The organism is Priestia sp. MDV22-iso46, assembly GCF_058629175.1.
On sequence record NZ_JBZVWT010000011.1, the window covers coordinates 77,578 to 101,644 of the forward strand.

14 protein-coding genes are annotated in these 24,067 nt (G+C 35.2%); 6 read left to right on the top strand and 8 right to left on the bottom strand.

What is annotated here, in order from left to right:
• Positions 1-139 precede the first annotated feature (139 nt).
• On the top strand, positions 140-1,483 hold the full coding sequence (locus AC4NPH_RS27340; protein ID WP_016766738.1) for an FAD-binding oxidoreductase: 1,344 nt from the start codon (positions 140-142) through the stop codon (positions 1,481-1,483).
• A gap of 532 nt (positions 1,484-2,015) precedes the next feature.
• The gene (locus AC4NPH_RS27345; RefSeq protein ID WP_097812322.1) at positions 2,016-2,687 is read left to right on the top strand and encodes a sulfotransferase family 2 domain-containing protein; all 672 of its coding nucleotides are present in this window, start codon (positions 2,016-2,018) and stop codon (positions 2,685-2,687) included.
• A 2,357-nt stretch (positions 2,688-5,044) separates the two neighbouring features.
• Here AC4NPH_RS27345 and AC4NPH_RS27350 read toward each other — a convergent pair.
• The gene (locus AC4NPH_RS27350) at positions 5,045-5,833 is read right to left on the bottom strand and encodes a hypothetical protein (RefSeq protein ID WP_097812320.1); all 789 of its coding nucleotides are present in this window, start codon (positions 5,831-5,833) and stop codon (positions 5,045-5,047) included.
• A gap of 580 nt (positions 5,834-6,413) precedes the next feature.
• On the opposite strand from AC4NPH_RS27350, the gene AC4NPH_RS27355 reads away from it, so the two are divergent.
• Positions 6,414-6,665, top strand: a complete 252-nt coding sequence (locus tag AC4NPH_RS27355; protein WP_029319701.1) for a hypothetical protein — start codon at positions 6,414-6,416, stop codon at positions 6,663-6,665.
• 587 nt (positions 6,666-7,252) lie between these two features.
• Here AC4NPH_RS27355 and AC4NPH_RS27360 read toward each other — a convergent pair.
• The 5 genes from AC4NPH_RS27360 to AC4NPH_RS27380 form a co-directional block, all read right to left on the bottom strand.
• Complete coding sequence (locus AC4NPH_RS27360) at positions 7,253-8,629, bottom strand: glycosyltransferase (RefSeq protein ID WP_097812319.1); 1,377 nt, start codon at positions 8,627-8,629, stop codon at positions 7,253-7,255.
• 755 nt (positions 8,630-9,384) lie between these two features.
• Complete coding sequence (locus AC4NPH_RS27365) at positions 9,385-10,044, bottom strand: DUF1796 family putative cysteine peptidase (protein WP_097812318.1); 660 nt, start codon at positions 10,042-10,044, stop codon at positions 9,385-9,387.
• Positions 10,045-10,413: 369 nt separating this feature from the next.
• Positions 10,414-11,103: a DUF1796 family putative cysteine peptidase gene (locus tag AC4NPH_RS27370; RefSeq protein WP_240530864.1), complete on the bottom strand. Its 690-nt coding sequence runs from the start codon at positions 11,101-11,103 to the stop codon at positions 10,414-10,416.
• Between the two features lie 379 nt (positions 11,104-11,482).
• Positions 11,483-12,217 carry a hypothetical protein gene (locus AC4NPH_RS27375; protein ID WP_098197405.1) on the bottom strand — a complete coding sequence of 245 codons (735 nt, stop codon included), beginning with the start codon at positions 12,215-12,217 and terminating at the stop codon, positions 11,483-11,485.
• 533 nt (positions 12,218-12,750) lie between these two features.
• A complete protein-coding gene (locus tag AC4NPH_RS27380) occupies positions 12,751-13,086 on the bottom strand; it encodes an SPW repeat protein (RefSeq protein ID WP_097812316.1) in 336 nt (111 codons plus the stop codon).
• Between the two features lie 331 nt (positions 13,087-13,417).
• Here AC4NPH_RS27380 and AC4NPH_RS27385 point away from each other — a divergent pair, with 331 nt between their 5' ends.
• Entirely contained in the window at positions 13,418-13,768 is a 351-nt protein-coding gene (locus tag AC4NPH_RS27385) for a hypothetical protein (protein ID WP_255294358.1), read from the top strand.
• A 1,140-nt stretch (positions 13,769-14,908) separates the two neighbouring features.
• Here AC4NPH_RS27385 and AC4NPH_RS27390 read toward each other — a convergent pair.
• Together AC4NPH_RS27390 and AC4NPH_RS27395 are read right to left on the bottom strand one after the other, a co-directional pair.
• Entirely contained in the window at positions 14,909-15,526 is a 618-nt protein-coding gene (locus AC4NPH_RS27390) for a DUF4183 domain-containing protein (protein ID WP_098598489.1), read from the bottom strand.
• Positions 15,527-15,747: 221 nt separating this feature from the next.
• Positions 15,748-16,152 (bottom strand): DUF4183 domain-containing protein, encoded by a 405-nt coding sequence (locus tag AC4NPH_RS27395; protein ID WP_016766750.1) that lies wholly within the window; start codon positions 16,150-16,152, stop codon positions 15,748-15,750.
• Between the two features lie 371 nt (positions 16,153-16,523).
• Between AC4NPH_RS27395 and AC4NPH_RS27400 the strand changes: the two genes are divergently transcribed.
• Together AC4NPH_RS27400 and AC4NPH_RS27405 are read left to right on the top strand one after the other, a co-directional pair.
• Positions 16,524-16,808, top strand: coding sequence for a DUF4183 domain-containing protein (locus tag AC4NPH_RS27400; RefSeq protein WP_097812314.1), 285 nt, complete (start codon positions 16,524-16,526; stop codon positions 16,806-16,808).
• 561 nt (positions 16,809-17,369) lie between these two features.
• On the top strand, positions 17,370-24,067 hold a 6,698-nt coding region (locus AC4NPH_RS27405; protein WP_491939302.1), incomplete at its 3' end, for a tandem-95 repeat protein.

Here is a 24,067-nt window from a genome sequence, read left to right on the forward strand (position 1 = left end):
TGCCTTGAGTAGTTTACTCAAAACATTAGCTTTTATTAATATATCTTCCATTATCATCAAGTTAAATTGCATATTTTATTATTTATATTACATAAAATTTATAATTACATTTTTATTATTAAAATTAGGAGTTGAGTAGATGGGATCAATACAGTTAACAGGACTAGTAATCTTCAAAGGAGACCCTGGCTATGAAGAAGCCATTAAGAATTGGAACCCTTATGTTGATGTCTCTCCCCTTGTCTTTGTTTTCGCACAGAATTCTCAAGATGTAAGCAACGCTATTAAATGGGCTCGTGAGAATGAAGTGCCCATGCGCGTCAGAAGTGGGCGCCATGCTCTAGATAAGAACCTTTCAGTAGTAAAAGGTGGGGTTGTTATTGATGTGAGTGAAATGCAAAAAGTTTCCTTAGATAGGAAAAATGCGATTGCAACGGTTCAAACAGGAATTCACGTCGGCCCACTTGTAAAAGGATTAGCTCGAGAAGGTTTTATGGCTCCGTTTGGAGATAGCCCAACCGTTGGAATTGGAGGAATAACAATGGGTGGTGGGTTTGGAGTACTGTCACGATCGATTGGTCTTGTAAGCGATAACCTTATCGGATTGAAAATGGTAGATGCAAAAGGTAAAATTATTCAAGCAAATCAATCTAGTAATGAGGATTTACTATGGGCCTCTAAAGGTGGCGGCGGTGGTAATTTTGGATATAATACAGAATACACCTTTAAAGTTCATCAGGCCCCTAAGACAGCAACAGTCTTTAATATTATCTGGCCATGGGAACAACTAGAAACTGTATTTAGGGCTTGGCAACAATGGGCGCCGTTTGTAGACGAACGATTAGGGTGTTTACTTGAGATTTATAGCAAAGTAAATGGACTGTGCCATGCAGAGGGAATCTTCTTAGGTTCAGAAAGTGAGCTAACGAGATTATTAAAGCCTTTACTAAATGCTGGAACCCCAAAAGAAACAACTATAGAAACATTAGCTTATCCAGATGCTATAGATTTCTTAGACCCTGACGAACCGATCCCGGGTAGATCTGATCAAAGTGTTAAATTCTCTTCGGCATGGGTATTGGATCTTTGGTCGAAAGAACCTATTTCAATAATGAAACAATTTTTGGAAGAGGCCACTGGGACAGAAGCTAATTTCTTTTTTATAAATTGGGGCGGTGCTCTAAGCAGAGTACCAAGCAACGAAACAGCCTTCTTTTGGCGCGATCCATTGTTTTATACGGAATGGACTGCTAGTTGGGAAAATAAATCACAAAAAGATGCGAATCTTGCATCAGTTGAAAAAGTACGCCAACAGTTGAAACCATATGTAACAGGCTCATATGTGAATGTTCCAGATCAAAACATCAAAAAATATGGAAAAGCATATTATGGCTCAAACTATGAAAGGCTACGAAAAATAAAGGCGAAATATGATCCTGAAAATGTATTTCGTTTTCCACAAAGTATACGTCCTAAATTTTAAGTCTATCTTTTTCATTTACTATTTTATAACTATTTAGATTAAATTTAGAAGTTAGTAAGAATTAGTAATATCTATTAACGGAACATGTTATATATACAGTAACTTCCTATGATGTTGATTATGGTGCGAAAAGAAGTCACCTTTATATGGTGTGGCTCATGCTACTAGTTTAGAAGTAAAAACTCCCCCATGTAGCAGTAAGGCAATTTTTCTTATAAACACCATAAACAGTTGTACTTAACATCTTACGGCGCCTTGAGTAGTTTGCTCAAGGTGTTAGAATTTATTCTTTAAGTTTTCAAGTTCCAAAAAGGAAAAAAGGGGAATACACTAAAATTAAGAAAATCATATGGAAATGGTATGTGTTACTTTCAACACTTAATTAAAAAATCTTGAAATCATTGCTTGCAAGGACTTTTGATTCTATTAATTTATGACTATGCTTGTTACATAATTTCTAAAAGGGAATTTTTCTCTTTGCATTTGGAAAATAAGAATTAAAGGATTTTTAAGAGAGGAGGTAAATTTTCCAATGGGGAAAAAGCTTATTATCTTTATACACATTCCTAAAACTGGAGGAACCACATTAAATGAAATTTTCAAAAGATCTTATGCTGAGAATGAGATATATGATCATGTCCCTGTGGAAGCAATGAACGAGCATTTTAGTCAGTTAAAAGAAGAAAATAAAAAAGTAATCAAAGCAATATCTGGTCACCATTTTTATGGAATACATGACCTTTTTTCTAAACCCTATACTTACTTTACTATGATGCGTAATCCTATTGAACGTGTGATATCGTTATATTATTTTTTAAAAACACATCCGGGTTATTATGAGGAGAATATGAAAAATATGTCCTTTGAAGAATACATTGATTGGGATCCACAAGCTAAGAATGGACAAATTCATCAAATTTGTGGGTTAAACTCTCAACTAAGTTTAGAAAAAGCAAAAGAAAATCTAGGAGTATTTGAATTAGTTGGAATAACAGAGTTGTTTAATGAATCACTTCTATTGCTAAAGAATAAATTTAATTGGACTAATATTGAATACGTGAAGAAGAATGTTACAAAATCCCGCCCTCGACTCAGTGAAGTACCAACTGAAATAACAAAGAAAATAGAAAAAAATAATGAGTTAGATATAGAACTATTTAAATATATAAAATCTAATTTTATTAGGCAATTGAAAGATCTTTAAAAATAAATTCACATATATTTATTTCGATATGCAGGAATAAAAAACAGGGAAATTCTCTATTTCTACAGGGAGCTTTTCTGCTACAAGAATTATCCCATAGGTTGATGCGTTGCTGCACCTTGAATAGTTTGCTCTAGAAATCTAATTTCATTTGTTATAGTTAGATTATTGTCTAATACGATATTATTTAAAAAGCCTATATGATGTATTACCACCTTTGCATTTTCTTTAGCCATGTTCTTTTTTTAGAACATGGATTTTTTACTTTCTAGAATGGAAATCATACCTTTTGAGACAAAATTATAAGTAGCGTTGCAAATTAAATACGTTGTCTGGAAGAAAGAGTATATGATTAAAATTGGAGAAGGAAATCGTCATCTTACTTCTGACATTTCAAAAGAGCTACATAAGGAATTACGTTTTTTGGCTCTTGAAAACCGCACAAACATTATGAAATAAATGAAAACGATTTTAGAAAAACATGTAAAGAAAGTAAGAATAGTAAACAAAGAAAGGGTACTTCCTCTGGATAGGAAGCACCCCATGTAGAAATTAAAGTAGTGGTAGACTTTATAATAACATGGGGTGCACTCAAAAAATAGAAGGGTCTTATCGTGGATCAAAATGAAAAACTTTAAGGGAAATTGAATACATTGGGAGGGTTGCTTGATTAAAAAATGCAAAAGAGGAATGCAAAATTCTTAAAGAAAGAGTGCTTCCAAATCAATTTACAATCGCCAAACCGCAAGTTTTTGAGCTTGCTTTGGATAGATATTCAAGACGAGACATGTAGTTGATACTGCCTAAAGAAGACACCACAATTAGATCACAAAGACCACATATCATACGCAAATTAGATGTATCCTCTCTGAAGTAAGCTGTTGGAAAATTTCAGAATTTAGCATATGAATCACCAAGAAAATTTCTTCAATCTTAATAAACTCATGTGATCTTTGAAGGGTCTCAACATCAACAGATTATATACACTAAGTCACCTGTGAGGGGGACGCAAAAGGGACATTGCTTCAAAACAAGGGGACATAAAGGAGACATTGAGATTTTAAAGGGGGACTTGAAAGGGACGTATGCCAAAAAAAGGGGACGTAAAGGGGACATTTAACGATTTTCTTTGTACCCACGGTTTTGCTAGGCTTTGCCTAGCCCCACGCCTATGGTGGGGGCAAAAACCCCTTATGCTCTTCAAGATGTTTTTTACTTTTTTTATATTGAAGTAGAAAAACACTGAAAAAGAGAATAAAGATAGAGATTAAAGTGAGAAATGTTTGTCCGGTTGCTGTGAAGAATTTAGATGATTTAGCAAAAGGGAAAGAGCCTTCTAGATATGTTATCTTTGTGCTTTCCATATAATAAAATTTCATCTACACAAACTCGAGAGAACTTGTGTATCTCCTTTATTTAGTATGATTTAAAAACATAAAATCCTGGTTTTTATACAAAAAATCCAGGATTGATCGTCGCAGAAACGTGTTGAATCAATAATATATAAACAATAAATTTGAAAATGACTATTTACATTTTAGCGATGTCTAAAGTTTATAATTTCCCCATGTTATTTCTGATAATTATTGTTATGTAAATCAACTTTGTATTCACTACGGAATGAACTTTTAAGTTTTAAGAACTAAAAAGCCATTTGAGAATCTAATAGTTAAGACCTTTATTTGAATGTTTTATGAATAAAAAGATGAATTAAACATATAAAGTAAAAGTAAATCAAATTATTATAAATATCATTATCGTTTTACCCCTGTGAATATAGAGAGGAAGTTGAAGAATTGATTAATGTAACCATTAATTTAATGAAAGTTATTTTGCATAGTACTATGAGAAAGAACTTGGTTTTTATGAATTGTTACTTTAGTTCAAGAGCCATTTTGTTATCCGGTTCTAAGAAGCCATAAATTATTTTGTTTACCTTGAAGGTTTTAATTATTATCAAGACAGGTCATGACATGAACCAATAATACAGCCCGTCTACAGCTAAAAAATAGAAAAAACTACTGATGCCGCCCAATCAGTAGTTTTTTCTATTATACCAAATCATCTAGTAAGAGCGACCCTTTATAGTTTCTGAAGTAACTTGCTCAAACTCTTATATAATATACATTCCAATCAAAAAAGTTTGGGTATATCCAGATACCAGAAGTCGCTAAAGCCAAAGATTATTAAGGCTTTTATTTTTGATAACAACTAATATATTAACTGATAACGCACTAATACAATATTTTACAAAGTAAATATAATAGCATTATGAGATCTTGTAAATGATTTTATTATTCCCATTGGCTTTAATACCATTACCTCATGGCATTTTCAAATGAATGATAATCTATTTATCATTTTATTATTGCATTTTGAAATATTCTACTCATTCTAGCTTTTTTTAATTGTAAGGGATCAATAGTTGGGATGATGTTAGGAAGTATAGGAGCCATGAGATTGCCTACAAGGTTACTGTGAGCCGTATCACTATTTCCCGTTACAGGATTAATAAAAGGCCCCGTAGGATCTATAGCATTAAATTTAAATATATTATTAAAAGGTTGTTTATCAAGTTCAGTCAATAAAACATGTCCTGCTTCATGTGCAAATGTAAAAGGGGCATTTAAAGCTCTATTGCTCAATGCAATAGAGCCAAAGAGTGTAAATTCAGGTATATCATCTTTGATTCTAAAATCCTCAATTATGACTCCTCCTGCACCTATAGGGCTAGTACTACCTGAAGAAACTGCAAAATCATTCCCACTCGTATAAACAACATATATCCCAATTGGATTGCCAATCTTATGTTTAACTTTCTTAATTAAACCTTTAACCGGACCCTCCATTGCTGCTTGAAAACCTAAATTGGTCACATCTATTATTGTTTTCACTTCAAATATAGGTTGTGGAATAAAATTTATATTACACATTCCTCCACCATTCCATATCTGATTCGCCAAATTGATGTCTCGATTAAATCTTTTTTGCCGTCCATTAAAATCACTAGGTTTAGAGCCTGCAGTAAAGATACCATAAACATTAACTTGAAGGTTATTTTGGTATTGTTGATCGGGCCCAATTTTTAATATTTGACTAGACTGGAAAACCGTATTTGTTTTTTTTTTTGACTTTCTATTATTCAATTGATGCACTTCCTTTTATATCGTTAATATAAGCTATGAAACTACGGCTAATTTGCTTGTATACTTATCCACTAATAGGGATAAAATAAAAATTTTCAAAGCTAAAATCCAGTGACATAATCTATATAATAAAAAACTACTGAACTCTAATCAGTAATTTTTTCAATCATGGTATATAAAAGTTAAATTTACTATGTTTTTCGAAACCTCATATATACATTTAACAAAGAGCGCCCATTACTTATTAATGTACAAGATGATCTTAAATACGTTTACGATAAGAACATCTACATTAACTAAAAGAGGTTAGGTTAAAAACGCAATAGTCAAAATCGCTGTTACACCCTAAATAAATGTTGTCATTCCAATTACATTTTTCCAACAATTAGGTAAATGATAGAAGATAAATTAGTAAGTGTATTTATAGCCTTACCTTACGATGAATAGTAAAGTTGTTAAACACTTAAAATCGATAATTTAGTTCACTAGTACAAATAGGCTTTTATGAACCATCTTACCGTTAATTAAGATTAATGATTATAAAATATGATATTCTCTGGTTTAAAAGGGAGATGAAAAAATGGGAGACAAAACTAAAGATGTACTTTCTATTGAAATTAAAACCACAGATGGAAGAAATTACACAATTAAAGATGAACAATCTATATATGACATAGAGGAGCAATTAATCGGTAACAAGAAATTACATTTAGGTAGATTCCTTTCAGTTGTACCTGACAATCCATCCTTAGATAAACAGAGGAAATTTGAGCACATGTATTTTAATATCGACCAGGTTTTAAGTATTAAATACCTAAAAAAGTTTGATTGAAAGAGGTGAAGATTTTTTTGAAGTTATATCTTTCATATCATTTTTCATAGGTCATAACACATGTATAAAATGTACGCGTTTTATTGATCAATTCCAATTTCACCTACCGAAGGAACATTAAATTTTCATCGATAACGATGTATCAAAATGGACATATTCTGAAAAAATAATCCTTGGTAGACGTCTACCTCCCGAAGAGTTCTTTTGAATGGCATTCTAAAACTAACTTTATATATCGTATACACTCTAAATTGAAAAAACTCCCTTAGACGGTAGGGAGTTTTTCTTTTAACTAACGAAACTTTAGATGTATTTCACTTTATTGATTGGACAATTCACTTGAAGTGAGTTAATGAATAGAGTTTATTTACTAGTTAATACAATCTTACCTTAATTCCTTTGGAAATACATTTTCCCCACATCAAAAGCCTCTTCAGTTAATCATCGAATAAGCCTTCAATGGCTGTAAAATTCAGTATGGTAACTAATATTTTATGTTCTATACATTTTAAATACAGAAAAACCTACTGTTTGAAAGTAGTTTCTTTCTGTCATATCGTTTGTTTTTAATCCTGGCTTTATAAAGACTACAAGAGATATATTTGTTCGAAAGAACTTGCAAGATAATCAAATCCCCGAGGACGTAATGTCTCAAATTGTTGATGAATTTTTAGTCTTTCCTCCGATCCGCCAGGAAGTTTGTAAAGTTCTGTAACAGGCTGCTCGTTATTTAAACATTCAATAATTCTAAAAAGCATTGTTCGAAAAGCTTTTTTTAATTCATTATATTCATTTGGAAAACGCTCATCTAGTGCATTATATTCAACTAATGTCTGATGCATATGCATAAATGATAGTTCTTTCCATTCAAGAGATAAGATAAGAACGTCTATATTTGGATGTTTTTTAACGAAACGATAATGATTACCCCATTGTTCTTTAAGTTTTTTCTTAGATATTGGATGCTCTTGATGATAAGCAACTGTAGAGGGATCTAAAACAAATTGCGCTCCGTTTTTATATAAACGATATCCAATTTCCCAATCTTCTGCCCCATAACCAACAAAGGTTTCATCGAAATATCCAGATTTGTTTAATTCTTCTTTCCTTACTGATACATTTCCACTTAAAAATGCGATATAAGGAAGTGTAAACCCCTTAAGCCTCTCCCCAAAATGTTTTAACCCACTATTAAGGAAATATCGGTTAGAAAATGATAAACTTTGAAAGCGTTCTGTATCAATATCTTCTATTGTTACAAGCGGATAAGGTTTCTTTGATTTATGTCTAGTGCGTTCGTAACTTTCATATATTTCCATATACTTAGGATCTTTTCTCACTAGATCTTTTAGGTGTGCAAATTGATCTTCATTATAATCCGGCATAATAAAAGTATAGACTCCTTCATAATGCATGGCTCCCGTGACTACAAGGTTTGTTTCTTGCAAGTGATGTTTATAGTGGTTTTGAATAAAATGAGGAGTCACTAACATTTCTCCATCCAAAAAGATTAAAACATCTCCTTCAGAATGCTTAATTCCTATATTGCGTACAAAGGAACGTCCTTTATTTTTTTTCATACGTATATATTTAAATTTGAATGGGACGTCAATTTCTTTTAAAATATCACGAGTTTTATCAGAAGAAGCATCATCTACTAAGATAACCTCATAATCAGAGTCGGGAAACGTTTGTTTTGAGAGGCCGTAAAGGGAAAGGGAGATTTGATTATATTTATTATAGGTAGGCATAATTATACTAACTTTAATTGGATGGTTATGATTATTTTTTATACTCATCTTATATAAGCTGTTGTCCAAATTATGGACTTGATTAATTTCACTTTTGGTTTCTCTTAATTTGTTTTGATTATTTTCTCCCTTTTTTCTATAATATTTTCCCTTTTTGTAATATTTACCATTTTGAGAGTTGTAATAATGACCATAAAAATCTATTTTAATCATCCTTTCCTTTTTTTTTATAATATTCAATTGGTGGAAAAATGCCTGTACAATACAAAAAATGAGTTATAAATGTTGGGGAATTGATTAAAGAATAAAGGATTTTGAAGTAATAATACTTCCATGAACCTCATCTAAAAAATTATTGTTCCAGATTAAAATGTTAAGAAATTCAAATTCACCTTTTTTATTTAACAATTTCTATGTGATTTTGGAAAAGATAATCAGAAATAAGAATTAACAATCTCTATTATCCGAAAGAGCTACCGCTGTAAGTAAGCCTTCAATTCAATACTTAAGTACTTGCCTATAGTGTTATATATCTGTAATTACCGATAAGCTTTATTATGGTGCAAGAAAAAGTCGCTTTTATATAGTGTGGCTTACGCCACTAGTTTAGACGCAAAAACTATCTCCGTCCCAAACTGCGTTTCTAACAACAGATTCATGGTTTGTATGCGGAAATACGGAAACAGAGAGTCAATACGTGACTTAAAACATTGCTAGGAAAAGAAGATTCATAATCTTAATAATGCTGGGATGTGCCCCAAATCTTGCCCGAAGTAAAGAACCCATCTAACCTCGTCGTATCTATATCTATAAGGTGCGGAACTTGGTAAGCTCCTTGTCACTTGTGTAAACGGGAAGGGGATCATAAGATTCAACGATGTGACAGAGGGTAAAGGATAGGAGAGAAAACGAATGTCGTTCTCTCGAAAGAGAACAGGAAGGTAGGAAACTATATAACTCGATGGATACTATTGTTTTCTAGGGGGCAATGTTATACCTTCTAAAACATAATTCCAAGTCCCAGGGTCATTTGGGATTCTAGGTACTTTAACTGCACATATTTTATCAAGTCCCCAATCAATTTCACTTACACCCTTAAAGCCTTCTTCTGGGCAAAGAATAAGAATATTGAACTGACCTTTAACAATTCCCTCCAAAGTCGATTGTAATTCTACAGCTTGTTCATAGGTAGCCGCCCATCTAATAAATAAAATAGATTGAGAACTTGTAATTTTTTCGAAAAATCGATTGATTCGATGGGTAAGTTTCTCTTTATAGGAAACATATGTTACACTCCAATGTTGATTTGGAATTATTGGGAAATCATGTACTGAAATAATATTGTAATGGGTATCTTCTATTAAATAAGATTTGACACCTTCAATCAAGACTCCGTCATTACTAAATGCAAATGCTCCATCTATCAATTGCATATTTTCAAGTTCCATAAAGCCATTGAATTTATTTTTAAGTAGTCTATTAACATCAGAAAGTGATAGAGCTACACTCCAATCTAGTGGTCCAGCGAATGTCCTTAAATTTAACCGTTTTAATTCCATTGCCGGATTACAAGCGCTACCTAAACTAACAATTACATCATATAATCCCTTAATTTCTTTTAGCTTCAACAGAATTCTCCTTTTTTTATGAATTACTATATAAGATGATTAATTAGATAAATTTGATTGGACAAGTTGTAAAAAGGTTAATTATAAAAATAAGCTCTATAGGAAAAAATAACTATTTAAAAGATTCTTTAGATACCGATAAACTCCATTATGTTAAGTCGATCTGTATATGATATACATTAAAAAGACAAGGAAAAGCGCTGAACAGGTCTCAGTAGCTTTTCATGATACATGTTGTCAACTCAAAACAATGAGGATTTCCAAATGGTCGCTTTAGAGCATCTTGAGAAGTTTGCTCAAAATATTAGATTCTATTCTTGATAAAATATTTGTTATAAATTAATCAATTTAGTGATTTAAAACAATCCCTTAATTAGTTAATGTTACCCCGTTTAAGACATAATCCCATGTTACATTACTATTTGGATCGTTGGGAACGTTAACTACACAAGTTCTGCTTAAACCCCAATTTACCTCACTAACTCCTTGCAGACCTTCTACTGGATTAAGGATAAGGACTTTAAAGCTTCCCTTCGTTATCTGAGATAAAGTAGATTCTAATTCAACTGCTTCTTGATAATTAGCTACCCATCTAACAAATAGAATAAATTGACTATTTTCAACCTTATCTAAAAATCTATCTATCCGATAGCTGAGTGTTTTTTTAAAAGGTGGATAAGCTAAAAACCAATTTTGATTCGGAATAATAGGGAAATCATGCGCAGAAAAAATATTATAAACAGTATCTAGTACTAGATAGGATTTTATCGGTTTATGAAGTCCTTTATGCGGAAAAACAAAAACTCCTTCATCGGCATACATAGAAACTCCCTTATCATTTATCACACGCATGTTTTTAAGTTCCATGAATCCATTGAATTTATTTTTCAACAGTCTATTTACATCTGAAAGGAATGGAGAGTAATTCCAATCAAGTGGACTCGATGTAAATTTTTTTAAATTAAGACGTTGAAATTGAAGAGCTGGATTACAAGCACTTCCTAAACTAAACACAGCATCATAAGATCCTTTGATATCCTCTAAGTTCAAATTAATCATTCTCCCCCTTTTCTTTTGAAGTTCTCCTATATAAGATGCTTAGTTGAATCAATTTGCTTGGACAATTATTTTCATATATATCATACCCATCCCCAAAACAGAACAACTACTGGATCCTAGTTAATGGTTGTTCTGTTTATCGAAAGGTAGTCTCAAAGTGATGTCCAATCCATCTTGAGTAGTTTTGTTTTATTCGTATGGACAATTTGCTTAGTAATGGACAGCAACATATAGTAGGTATTGTAAATGACAGATCTCTTACTCTATCTCGTTATCATCCTTTGTAAGGCCGATAAATAGCCCATGAATTAATTCACGGGCTACTTTTAGTTCTTTTAAAAACTAACTTTGTATATGTCTTACACCTTTAACTTCTTCATCATTGGCTAAAAAATTTATAGAAAGCACTATCGGGTAGAAAGAGGTTTTTAAGTTCATAATCTCGCATAACACACATTGAACACTCCGTAATAAAATAACTAGTTGTATTAGGCGCATAAAATCCTGCCCGATGTAACCAAGCATGCATAATGGATCCCGCATCTATGCCAATATTGCCTACCTTTGATAGATCAACAATAAATGATAAAGGTACTTTGGTTCGGTTTAAAGCTGTTAAAGCCAAAGTAAGGGAACCATTATCAAGGGAACCAGCAAAAATTTTCGCTTTGGGAGCAAGACGCAAACCGTTGTCACGTATAAGTCGGGTGAATTGATCCATAGCTATGTTCGTAGCCACTAACCCATTGGGAATACGTGGTCCAATATACCAAGTGGGCTGTAAATTCCGTATTGCATACACATTATTGCAAGCAGCTAAATCAGAAATACCATTATTAGTTCCACCATTCCATTTTTGACTTAGATGATGAAACCAATTAAATATTACAAGTGCAATGGCATCTTTAATATCTTGTTCTTGTGTTAAAGTAAATTGATTATCAAGGTCAAAATAAATAAAGGCGGGGAAATTGGTAACTCCCGGAGGTGGAGGGACAGGTATTGCTATTTCTCTGAATGCAGTGGGGGACTGTGGTGGAACGAAATTTGTTTTTAAAACATCCTGTAGAATATGTTCCATACTGATAAGAATCGGTTGAATATTGATTGGCAAAGTGATGTTCTCCTTTCATAAAAGATATTTGTACTGGTAGAATATTCACTTGAATGAAAAAAGTTTGGACATGTGCAGATAGATGAAAAGCCATTGAGATTAATGGTTCCAATGGCTGAATAATAATGATTATTTTAACTAGATAGTTTTACATATTGTATACATTCAAAATAGAAAAAAACACTGAACTTCTAGGCTGCAACCTTAAAGCAGATGTTGAAAAAATTACAGTTGGGCAACCTTGAATGAAAAGGGGGGATAAGGCTTTACGTAGCAGAAGTATTAAAAGATCAATATATTTATATAAGGAGACAAAAATGATTAAATCGACAATCCCCAGTAAATTATCTTAACAAGCAACTTGTTGCATAAGGAAATGGGGATCTTAAACATGTACAATCAAATCCAAAAATAGGGAGCTATTTCCTGAAGGAAATAGCTCCCTATTTTTGGATCTTCACTTTTTAGGGCCTTAACCACTTCATTGTTGTTAAGTAGCTTGCTCAAGTAGTTCGCTCCCATCCATTTTATCTTTAATCCACAGCCTTTGATCCCGAATTAGATCCCAAGCTCCATAAACTAAATATAATCGTGATTAAACCAAGAATTGCACTTGACCAAACCTCTCCATTTGTTAATGAATAGATGAATGGAAAAATTACAAACCAGACACCAGTAATTGTTGAAATCCAGTTTTGCCAAGAATTCCAACCAGGCTTGTCATAGCCCCATAGTGATACAATAACTTGAATGATTCCAAAAACAATACTCGACCATACAGCTCCTGATTGATCTGAAAAACCAATAACCCAAGGTGCGATAATAAACCAGATCCCAATTAATGCATTTAAATTACCCCTTATTTTCATGATTACACCTCCCAAAGGTTTATGAAATCTCTAAAGATTTCATTACTGAATTATATGCTTAAAAATTATTAACATTAACTAAAATGAGGATACATAGTGATTTATAAAAAAAGCAAAAACAATTCGTAGGAGGCAGATTGGTTTTTCTCAAAGAGGAATCAGGAATGCAGTTCTTAACTGTATTTTATATTTCTCATTCCACTTTATAATTACCTTAAAATTACTATCTTTGGATATTAATATTTTTCTAACAGAAGAAAAAATGTCAAAATAATCATATATTTTTACTTTATTTTATATTATTTCCTTATGTTCCATATAGAAGGGAAGGATGAAAATGGAGGCAGAGATAAACTCTTTATGCACACCAATCCCTGGTCAAAAAAGCAGATCGAGTCGTAACTTTTCACTTTTTCATTTACCTACGAATAAAAAAGTTAGGGTTGTAGTTGAAAGGAAGTATCAGGGTATATCATTTACTTTTGATGTTATGAGTGATGAGCTAAACAGTACAGATCATGTCATTTGGAATAATGTAGGAAATGGTTCGATTCTTAAAATGCCAGATCTGATTAGACAAAGTAAGGGATGGTACATCGCAAACCCTTCTATAAGTTCTACGGTAGGGTTCACAGATTTGGTTCGAGAAACATTTAAAGTAAAGTTTTATACATTAGAATAAGCATATAAGCTAACCAAAAGTTGGTCTGTGAAATTCATGAAATAAGGGGAACAAAAAAGAAGAACAATGTGTCAGCTTTTTTCTTTTTTGTTTTCAAGCTAGTGAAGCAATATATGTATAGTAAATACGATGCTGTTAGATGTTTTTCATATAGAGAATCCACCTAAAACAGGCCTATGACCATAAAGTAATTTGTACTCTTAAAGTCATCTGTCTTTCTAAAAATACACCCTGCTAACTGAAGGAAAACTTAACTATAGGGAAAAAATTCTGAAACGAATATTTACACTAACAAAAAATATACATGTTCAGATACAAATAAAAATGATTAGAATCACTATTTCTAACTTGTTCTATCCCTAATGGTGATAATTATGTAAGAGAACGTGCTCCTTAGTTGTACTAGTAGCAGGTTAGGTAAGAGGTTTGATTGCATAATTCTATATTAATCATTGATTAATGAATTGTTTGTCTGCTTGTCCTAGGACACAGAAAATTTATAAATATTTTTATATAGGGGGAGTCACTGGCATCATTAGTTCCAGCGCCTATGCTTCAACTAACTTCATTATTTATTCCTCTCTCTATAAATTGGCTAATCTCAAGGGTTTATAAGAAGAAAAAATAAAATATAAAAAATTTCTTTATATTCATTTAAAACCTTATATTTTCCTTTCCACTACAAACCGGCATTAAAAGAATAGCTTCTCTACCCTTTTTCTATTATTAAAAATACAATAGAGACATACCTATGGTCGCACCATGGCTAGCTTGCATAGTTAACATAATCGCAGGTGAAAAAGCTTAATGATATTAATGAATACGTTAAAATAACTTAGCCTACTCAAATTTTAAGAGTAGGCTTTTTATAATTATTATAACTTTTTTGACTTAGAAGAAGACAGGATTCCCTCGGGCATAAATGTAAAATAGCTAAGTTTTAAGTATAATTTTTGAAGATAATAGCTAGTTAAATTGAGAGTAAGAGGGAATAAAGGATAAAACCAGCAACAAGTAAGCTAGCCCATGTTTTGAAAATTTCATTATATATATTCTATAGGATGTAAAGCGCAGTTTTATTCCCTAATATCTGTTATCTTAATTAGTAAAGAAAACAGCCATAGTATATACAATTTATATTTATGAATTGATAATTATAAATTGTAGAGTAATTGGTACATCTTTTGAAGGAGATTCTTCTAAAGTTAGTTTTCCTTCTTCAACTGTGTAAGTACTTTGAGGCTGCAGAATACCATTTATAAATAAGTTAATATAGGAAACTTTATTCGGTGACAATATTTTGGCATCTCCGTATTGTGGTACACCATCACTGTTTAAATATTCAAGTCTCTGTCCATCTGAAAAAGTAAAGTATAATAAGCTAGTTGTTGGTATTACTCCCTGAAGTGGTGGTCCTTGAGGTCCTGTGGCTCCTTGAGGTCCTGTAGCTCCTTGAGGTCCTGTAGCTCCTCGAGGCCCTGGTGGTCCTTGAGGTCCTGTGGCTCCTCGAGGTCCCGTGGCTCCTTGAGGTCCCGTGGCTCCTTGAGGTCCTGGTGGTCCTGGTTTTATACAACAGCAAGGATGAGATTTACAGTGAGAAAAAAATTTATTAATACATGAAGGATCCCTTCTAGAGAGGGATTCCGGAAGTTTGTACTCACTGTAAATCTTTTTAGAGTAACGTTTTTTGCATTTCTTTTTTTGATAACATAATTTTTTATAATTTTTATAATAATGATCTTTGTGCTTTATATTCATCCCACCTTTACCTCCTTTCAGTTAATTTTGTTTTAATGTATTCTCATATCGAATAAAAGGGGATAAATTATATACTCAGTTAATATAATTTCGGGAATGCATAAATAAAAAGAGAAGATCACATTTGTGATCTTCTTAATCAATATAGATCTTCACCTTAATAGATAAAAGTTTCTAGATTTATACAAACAATAGTTAATATAATCATGAAATTAATGGTATTACGTACTAATAACAGTAGTAACTGCTAAAGTACTCGTTGGTGTTGAAGTGGAGGTTGCTGTGTGAGTCACTATTTCTAAAGTAACAGGTGCTCCAACCGTGACATCATCATCAAGTGCTAGATCAGTTGGTGACAAAATGTACGCACTAGTTGGTTGAACTACACCATTAACATAAACAGTAGCATAAGAATTAGAGGTAAGCGTAGGTAAGACTGTAAGAGCAGTTCCATTTTCATCAATAAAGCTTCCAGCAGGTACGGTTGTTGTTAGGCCAACAACCATTGGAGCTGTAACGATTGCAGTAAATCTAGCAGGTGTAGGAGCAACGCTGGTTGCAGTGGCAACTGTAACATCTCCGGTAATAGTGCTAGTAGCTGTAAAAACCGGTTTAATAATAGGCATATAAATTCACTCCTTCATAATTAATTAGTGAAGGAATTATTAGATAGTCCTTCTTTCTATTAATAATCCAAATTTCTAAATTCGCAACTGTCAAATGTCTATAGTTCGTCCACATATTTCTTGTTTCTTAATAATTAATACTTTTAGACATAAGACTTTGAATATATATTTATATATTTAGTTATTCGCCGTTTCTAAATCGGGGGAGAAGAATAATACAATAGGGATAAGACTTTTTCAAGTACCTTGCTAACAAGTTAAAATCAAAATTACAGGTAATGTATATTATAAAGTTGTTTCGTGCCTCTTTTTTATTAATAAATTCACATGAGAATGCTAAACTTAATATTTTTAGAAAGGGGTGTATATGAATGCCTATTGTAAAACCTTTTATGAGTTCCCTGAAATTCAGTTCTATAGCAGGAAATGGAACAGGCACAGGTCCTGGATACACTATTCTTGCTACAGCTTTTACGACTGATACAGGTATAGCTGCTACAGCTTTTCCATCATCACCTGCATATTATAACCTTTATATTAATGGTCAAATTCAAACAGCTGATACATCGACTATTACCACTGCTGCCATTACTATTCCAGATGGTGACACACTCTCTCCAGCAACTCCAATTGTAATAGAATTTGTTGTAAACTAGTCATATCCTATTTCTGGACTAGTTCTTCTGTAAGCAAATCAGACATTTTTTAGTAATATGTATTTCTTATTTTTAAATAAAGCAGTGATTAGACAATAGCAAGGATAGAAATTATCCCTCAAACAAAATACTAAAAGAGATGGATTCTCAAGCATAACACGATCATATAATTGCTTATAATAGTTAGATTTACATCTCTTTTCTCCACATTACATCTTCTTATAAATAAGCAAAATCTACCTGTCACCTTTATCCCCTTACGTTTTCTTTTATTCAGGTATCAAATAAAGAGGGAGAAATTATGTAATGTGACTATCTGGAATTTACATAAGAAACTTCTAATTGCTTTATGACAAGCTACTGACTAAACCCAGTAGTTTTTTTTATTTATTGTATTAAGATGAGGGTTGCAGATATTAACCTCACTTAATTTCCACCTAATGATTAGGCTTTTTGGCGCATACATATAAACATATTCATTTATAAAGGGGGGAGATATACACATTTTCTTACTTTTCTTATATACTGAAACGATTTCTTTTATTCTAAGAGGTGAATTAATTGCCATATGTAAATCGGTTTTTAACCAATGCCAATGGAGCTATTACATTTACAGGTAACACATTTGGGTTAAATAAACAAGCTAATGCTAATGCTCCTGGAACAGCAGGGTCTATTGGAACGTTCTTTAGTGTCACCCCAAGTTCTGTAGACGGCTCCTTTCCTACAGGCACTACTGCGAATTACTTACAAAATTCCTCCAGTGCTATTTTAAGACTTCCATCTACTACTACTCAAATTTTATATGCAGAATTAATATGGGGAGGAAGCTACCTTTATGGTGGAGAGGATGTTAGTTCTGCTTTAAATAATGCTGTCACTTTTATTACTCCTAGCAGAACGGTTAGTGTGCAATCAGATACGGCTACACGCTTTACCTTAACAAGTTCAAGTTTTTATTATGTGCGTAGTGCAAATGTAACAAATTTGATTTCTCAAGCAGGTACCTATTCAGTTCTAGGAGTTCCTGGAACACAAAGTACAACAGAGAACAACGCTAATGCAGCAGGATGGACACTGGCTGTAGTATATGCTGATCCTTTACAAAAGTCTCGAAACTTATCTATTTTTGTTGGAGCAGAATTAACAAGTTCAGCTACAGGAAGTTCTACAGCAGCTGTGTCTGGATTTGGCACGCCTATTACAGGAACAGTAAACGGAAGATTATTAGTAAGTGCTATTGAAGGAGATTCGGCTATAGTAGGTGACCAGCTTCAATTTGGTCCTACAACTGCGTCTTTGCAGCCCGTCTCTGGTCCTAATAATCCAATAAATAACTTTTTCGCTTCTCAGATTAATAACGACAGTGGTACATTAGATACAAGTGGACAGTTTGGCAGTTTAAATAGTACACCAGGAGGTAGCTTATCTGGTGCGAGACAGGGGTGGGATATTACCAATATTGACGTCTCAGCCCGTTTATCAAATAATCAAACTAGCGCCGTCGTACGTGGGACGACAAATGGAGATACTTATGTTATTAGTGCTTTAGCTCTTCAAGTAGATATTAATGCACCTGTTTTAAATGTATCAAAATCTGCTAATGTTACATCTGCTCGAACAGGGGATATCATTACTTATACAGTTCAAGTAAGTAATACTGGAACTGCTGCAGCCAATGTCCTAATAGCTACAGATCCATTGTCTTCAGCAACAACATTTATTCCTAATAGTTTACAAGTAGATGGTGTTACTCAAACAAACGTGGATATTCGAAATGGTCTGCCCCTTGGAACACTGAATATCAATCAAACTCGAGTTTTGACATATCAGGTTAGAGTGGTTGGCCCTCTTACATCAATCTCTTCTCTTGGTAATCAAGTTTTTATTAATTACCAATTTGAAAGTACACCAGGAAATGTATTAACTGGATCAGGTGCGTCTCCTGTTAATAATGTAACAGCTATTAATACCCCTCCTACAGTTCCAAACTATACTATTACAAATCCCGAGGATACTGTAGCAATTGGAACAGTTATTGGCAATGATATTGATGGAAATCCATTAACATATCGTATTGGTACGAGGCCAACAAATGGAATAGTAACAGTTAATCCTAATGGACAATTTGTCTATACCCCTAATTTAAACTTTAACGGAACCGATCAATTTACGGTTATTGTAGACGATGGGCAAGGAGGAACAGCTACCTCCATCGTTACAATTATAAATACGCCTGTAAACGATAATCCTGTTACTCAAAACTATGCAGTTATCACTAATGAAGATACCCCTCTAGTTGGTCAGATACAAGCTACAGATGTGGATGGTAACTCACTTACCTTTCAATTACAGTCTCCACCAACAAATGGAACAGTTACTGTAACTAACAGTGGTTCCTATATATATACCCCTAATTTAAATTTTAACGGAACCGATCAATTTACGGTGCTGGTATCAGATGGCCAGGGAGGAACGGCCGTTTCCACAGTGACAGTCACTGTTACACCGGTGAATGATCCACCAACGGTGCCAAACTACACGTTCAGTACGCAGGAAGACAGTCCTGTAGTAGGAGCGATAGTAGGGATAGATGTAGACGGAAATCCTCTTAGTTATCAGATGCAAAACAGGCCAACAAATGGAATAGCTGTAGTGAATGCCAATGGAACGTTTAGCTACCAGCCAAATCTAAATTTTAATGGAAGTGATCAGTTTACGGTGCTGGTATCAGATGGCCAGGGAGGAACAGCCGTTTCTACAGTAACCATCAATGTCATACCAGTAAATGATCCGCCGATTACGTCCAATGTCAGCTTTACAATTGCGGAAGACAGCACGTTAATCAATCAAATTGTGGCGGTAGACCCAGATGGAAATCCGTTAACGTTCAGCCTGCAAACGGCACCTGGCAACGGAGTAGCTGTGGTGAATGCAGACGGAACGTTTAGCTATCAGCCAAATCCGAATTTTAACGGAACCGATCAATTTACAGTATTGGTATCAGACGGTCAAGGAGGAACGGCCGTTTCCACGGTGGCGGTCACTGTTACGCCGGTGAATGATGCACCAACGGTGCCAAACTACACGTTCAGTACACAAGAAGACAGCCCAGTAGTAGGAGCCATAGTGGGAACGGATGTGGATGGAAATCCTCTTAGTTATCAGATGCAAAACAGGCCAACAAATGGAATAGCTGTAGTGAATGCCAATGGAACGTTTAGCTACCAGCCAAATCTAAATTTTAATGGAAGTGATCAGTTTACGGTGCTGGTATCAGATGGCCAGGGAGGAACAGCCGTTTCTACAGTAACCATCAATGTCATCCCAGTAAATGATCCGCCGATTACGTCCAATGTCAGCTTTACAATTGCGGAAGACAGCACGTTAATCAATCAAATTGTGGCGGTAGACCCAGATGGAAATCCGTTAACGTTCAGCCTGCAGACAGCACCTGGCAACGGAGTAGCCGTAGTGAATGCCAATGGAACGTTTAGCTATCAGCCGAATTTAAATTTTAACGGAACCGATCAGTTTACCGTGCTGGTATCAGACGGTCAAGGAGGAACGGCCGTTTCTACGGTGACCGTGATTGTCACACCGGTGAATGATGCACCAACGGTGCCAAACTACACGTTCAGCACACAGGAAGACAGTCCAGTGGCAGGAGCGATAGTAGGGACAGATGTGGACGGAAATCCTCTTAGTTATCAGATGCAAAACAGGCCAACAAATGGAATAGCTGTAGTGAATGCCAATGGAACGTTTAGCTACCAGCCAAATCTTAATTTTAATGGAAGTGATCAATTTACGGTGTTGGTATCAGATGGTCAGGGAGGAACGGCCGTTTCTACGGTAACCATCAATGTCATCCCAGTAAATGATCCACCGATTACGTCCAATGTCAGCTTTACCATTGCCGAAGATAGCACGTTAATCAATCAAATTGTGGCGGTAGATCCAGATGGAGATCCATTAACCTTTAGCCTGCAAGCTGCACCTGGCAACGGAGTAGCCGCAGTGAATGCCGACGGAACCTTTAGCTATCAGCCGAATTTAAATTTTAACGGAACCGATCAGTTTACCGTGCTGGTATCAGACGGTCAGGGAGGAACAGCCGTTTCCACGGTAACGGTGATTGTCACGCCGGTGAATGATGCACCAACGGTGCCAAACTACACATTCAGCACACAAGAAGACAGCCCAGTAGTAGGAGCCGTAGTAGGGATAGATGTAGATGGAAATCCTCTTAGTTATCAGCTTCAAGTTGCGCCAACCAACGGAGTAGCAGCAGTAAATGCTAATGGAACCTTTAGCTATCAGCCGAATCTTAATTTCAATGGAAGCGACCAGTTTACGGTGCTGGTATCAGATGGTCAGGGAGGAACAGCTGTTTCCACCGTAACCATCAATGTCATACCAGTAAATGATGCACCAATTACGTCCAATGTCAGCTTTACCATTGCCGAAGACAGCACGTTAATCAATCAAATCGTGGCAGTGGACCCAGACGGAGATCCATTAACGTTTAGCCTGCAAGCTGCACCTGGCAACGGAGTAGCCGTAGTGAATGCCGACGGAACCTTTAGCTACCAGCCGAATTTAAATTTTAACGGAACCGATCAGTTTACCGTGCTGGTATCAGACGGTCAGGGAGGAACGGCCGTTTCCACGGTGACGGTGATTGTCACGCCGGTGAATGATGCACCAACGGTGCCAAACTACACGTTCAGTACACAAGAAGACAGTCCTGTAGTAGGAGCCATAGTAGGAACAGATGTGGATGGAAATCCTCTTAGTTATCAGCTTCAAAATCCTCCAACGAATGGAGTAGCAGTTGTCAATCCAGATGGAACGTTCAGCTATCAACCGAATGCAAACTTTAATGGAACGGACCAATTTACCGTATTAGTCTCAGACGGCCAGGGAGGAACAGCCGTTTCTACTGTTAGTATCAATGTTTTACCTTTAAATGATCCACCTATTACATCTAACTTAAATTTTACAATTAACGAAGATACTACGTTAGTCAATCAAATAATTGCGGTGGACCCGGACGGAGACTCATTGACGTTTACTCTACAAAATTCTCCAACACACGGGGTAGTCTCAGTAAATCCAGATGGAACATTCAGCTATGTACCAAATTTAAACTTTACAGGAACGGATCTATTTACAGTGCAAGTTTCAGACGGTCAAGGAGGCATAGCGGTTTCAACAGTTACAATTACTATCTCTCCAATCAATGATACACCAACGGTGCCCAATTATACGTTTAGTACGCAAGAAGATAGTTCCTTGATCGGAGCGATCATTGCCACCGACGTGGATGGAAACCCTCTTAGTTATCAGCTTCAAAATCCTCCAACGAATGGGGTAGCAGTTGTCAATCCAGATGGAACGTTCAGCTATCAACCGAATGCAAACTTTAATGGAACGGACCAATTTACCGTATTAGTCTTAGACGGCCAGGGAGGAACAGCCGTTTCCACTGTTAGTATCAATGTTCTACCTTTAAATGATCCACCAATTACTGCTGATTTAGCATTTACAATTAATGAAGATACAACTCTCACAAATCAAATTCCAGCGTTCGATCCGGATGGAGATCCTTTGACATTTACTTTACTGAATCCTCCTCCAGCAAATGGAAGTGTTGTATTAGGGGCAGATGGCGTATTTACCTACACACCAAACCTGAATTATAACGGAATGGATACTTTCGGTGTGTTAGTCTCAGACGGTCAAGGAGGAACTTCCCTTTCTACTGTAACCTTAACGATTGTTCCCGTAAACGATCCTCCGGTAGGGGGAGATAGGGCTGTTACAACGACTATTAATCTTCCTGTTACAAGTAGCATACCTGCTTCAGACCCGGATAATATTACACTAACCTATACTCTTCAGCAAAGTCCAGCCAATGGCAGTGCTATTATAAGTCAAGATGGTACCTTCACCTATTCACCTAATACCGGCTTTATAGGTAACGATCAATTTACTATATTAATAACAGATCTAGAAGGAGCTACCGCACTGTCAAATATATTTGTGACGGTATTACAAACAAATGGATCAACGACTACACAAGATTTGCAAATCTCTACGAATGAAGATACGCCAGTAACGAATCAAGTGATCGCTACTAATGTAAATGGGAACCCACTTATTTATACTATTGAAAATGCACCTATTAATGGAATAGTAACAATCGATCCTAATACAGGCGTATTTACGTATACACCGAATGCGAACTTTTACGGTTCAGATGCCTTCGTGGTATATATAACTGATAACTTGGGAGGAAATGCTACTTCATCAGTTGTTGTTACAGTTCTTCCTACAAACGATCCTCCAATTGTTCCAAATTATCAGTTGACCACCAATGAAGATACAGCCGTAACCTCTATGGTAATTGCGACGGATGTTGACAATAGTCAGCTTGTCTATTCGTTACAGAATAGTCCAGCAAATGGAACGGTAAACGTAGGATTAGACGGGATGTACACTTATACTCCTAATGCAAATTTTAATGGAACTGACCAATTCACAGTTCTCGTAAGTGACGGTCAGGGAGGAACGGCTGTTTCTACCATCACCATTACAGTTATCCCTGTGAATGATCCACCAATTGGTCCTGATATCGTTACCGTGACCACTAATGAAGATACAACGGTTGCGGGGCAAACGCCAGCGTTTGATCCAGATGGTGATTCCTTAAGCTTTACTTTACAAGATCCACCTAGAAATGGAACAGCAGTAGTCAACGCCGATGGTACTTTTACGTATACACCAAATCCGAATTATACAGGAAGCGATTCGTTCAGTGTACTCATTAGTGATCCATCTGGCAGCTTTATCGTTACAGATGTATTTATTGCCGTTGTACCAGTAAATGATCCACCAGTTGTCCCAAGCTATACCTTTACAATAAATGAAGATACAGTATTAAATAGCCTAGTAGCAGCAAGTGATATTGATGGAGATTCCTTGATCTATGCTTTATCAGCGCCTCCTACGAATGGAGCGGTAGTCGTGAATCCAGACGGCACCTACACGTATACGCCAAATGAAAATTACAATGGGATAGATAACTTCAGTGTAATAGTAAGTGACAGCCAGGGAGGAACGGCTGTTTCTACCATCACGATTACGATTCTGCCAGTAAATGATCCGCCAGTAGGACCAGTGGTGGTAACGTTGGTCACAGATGAAGATACACCAGTGTCCAGTCAAATCACAGCGTTTGATCCAGATGGAGA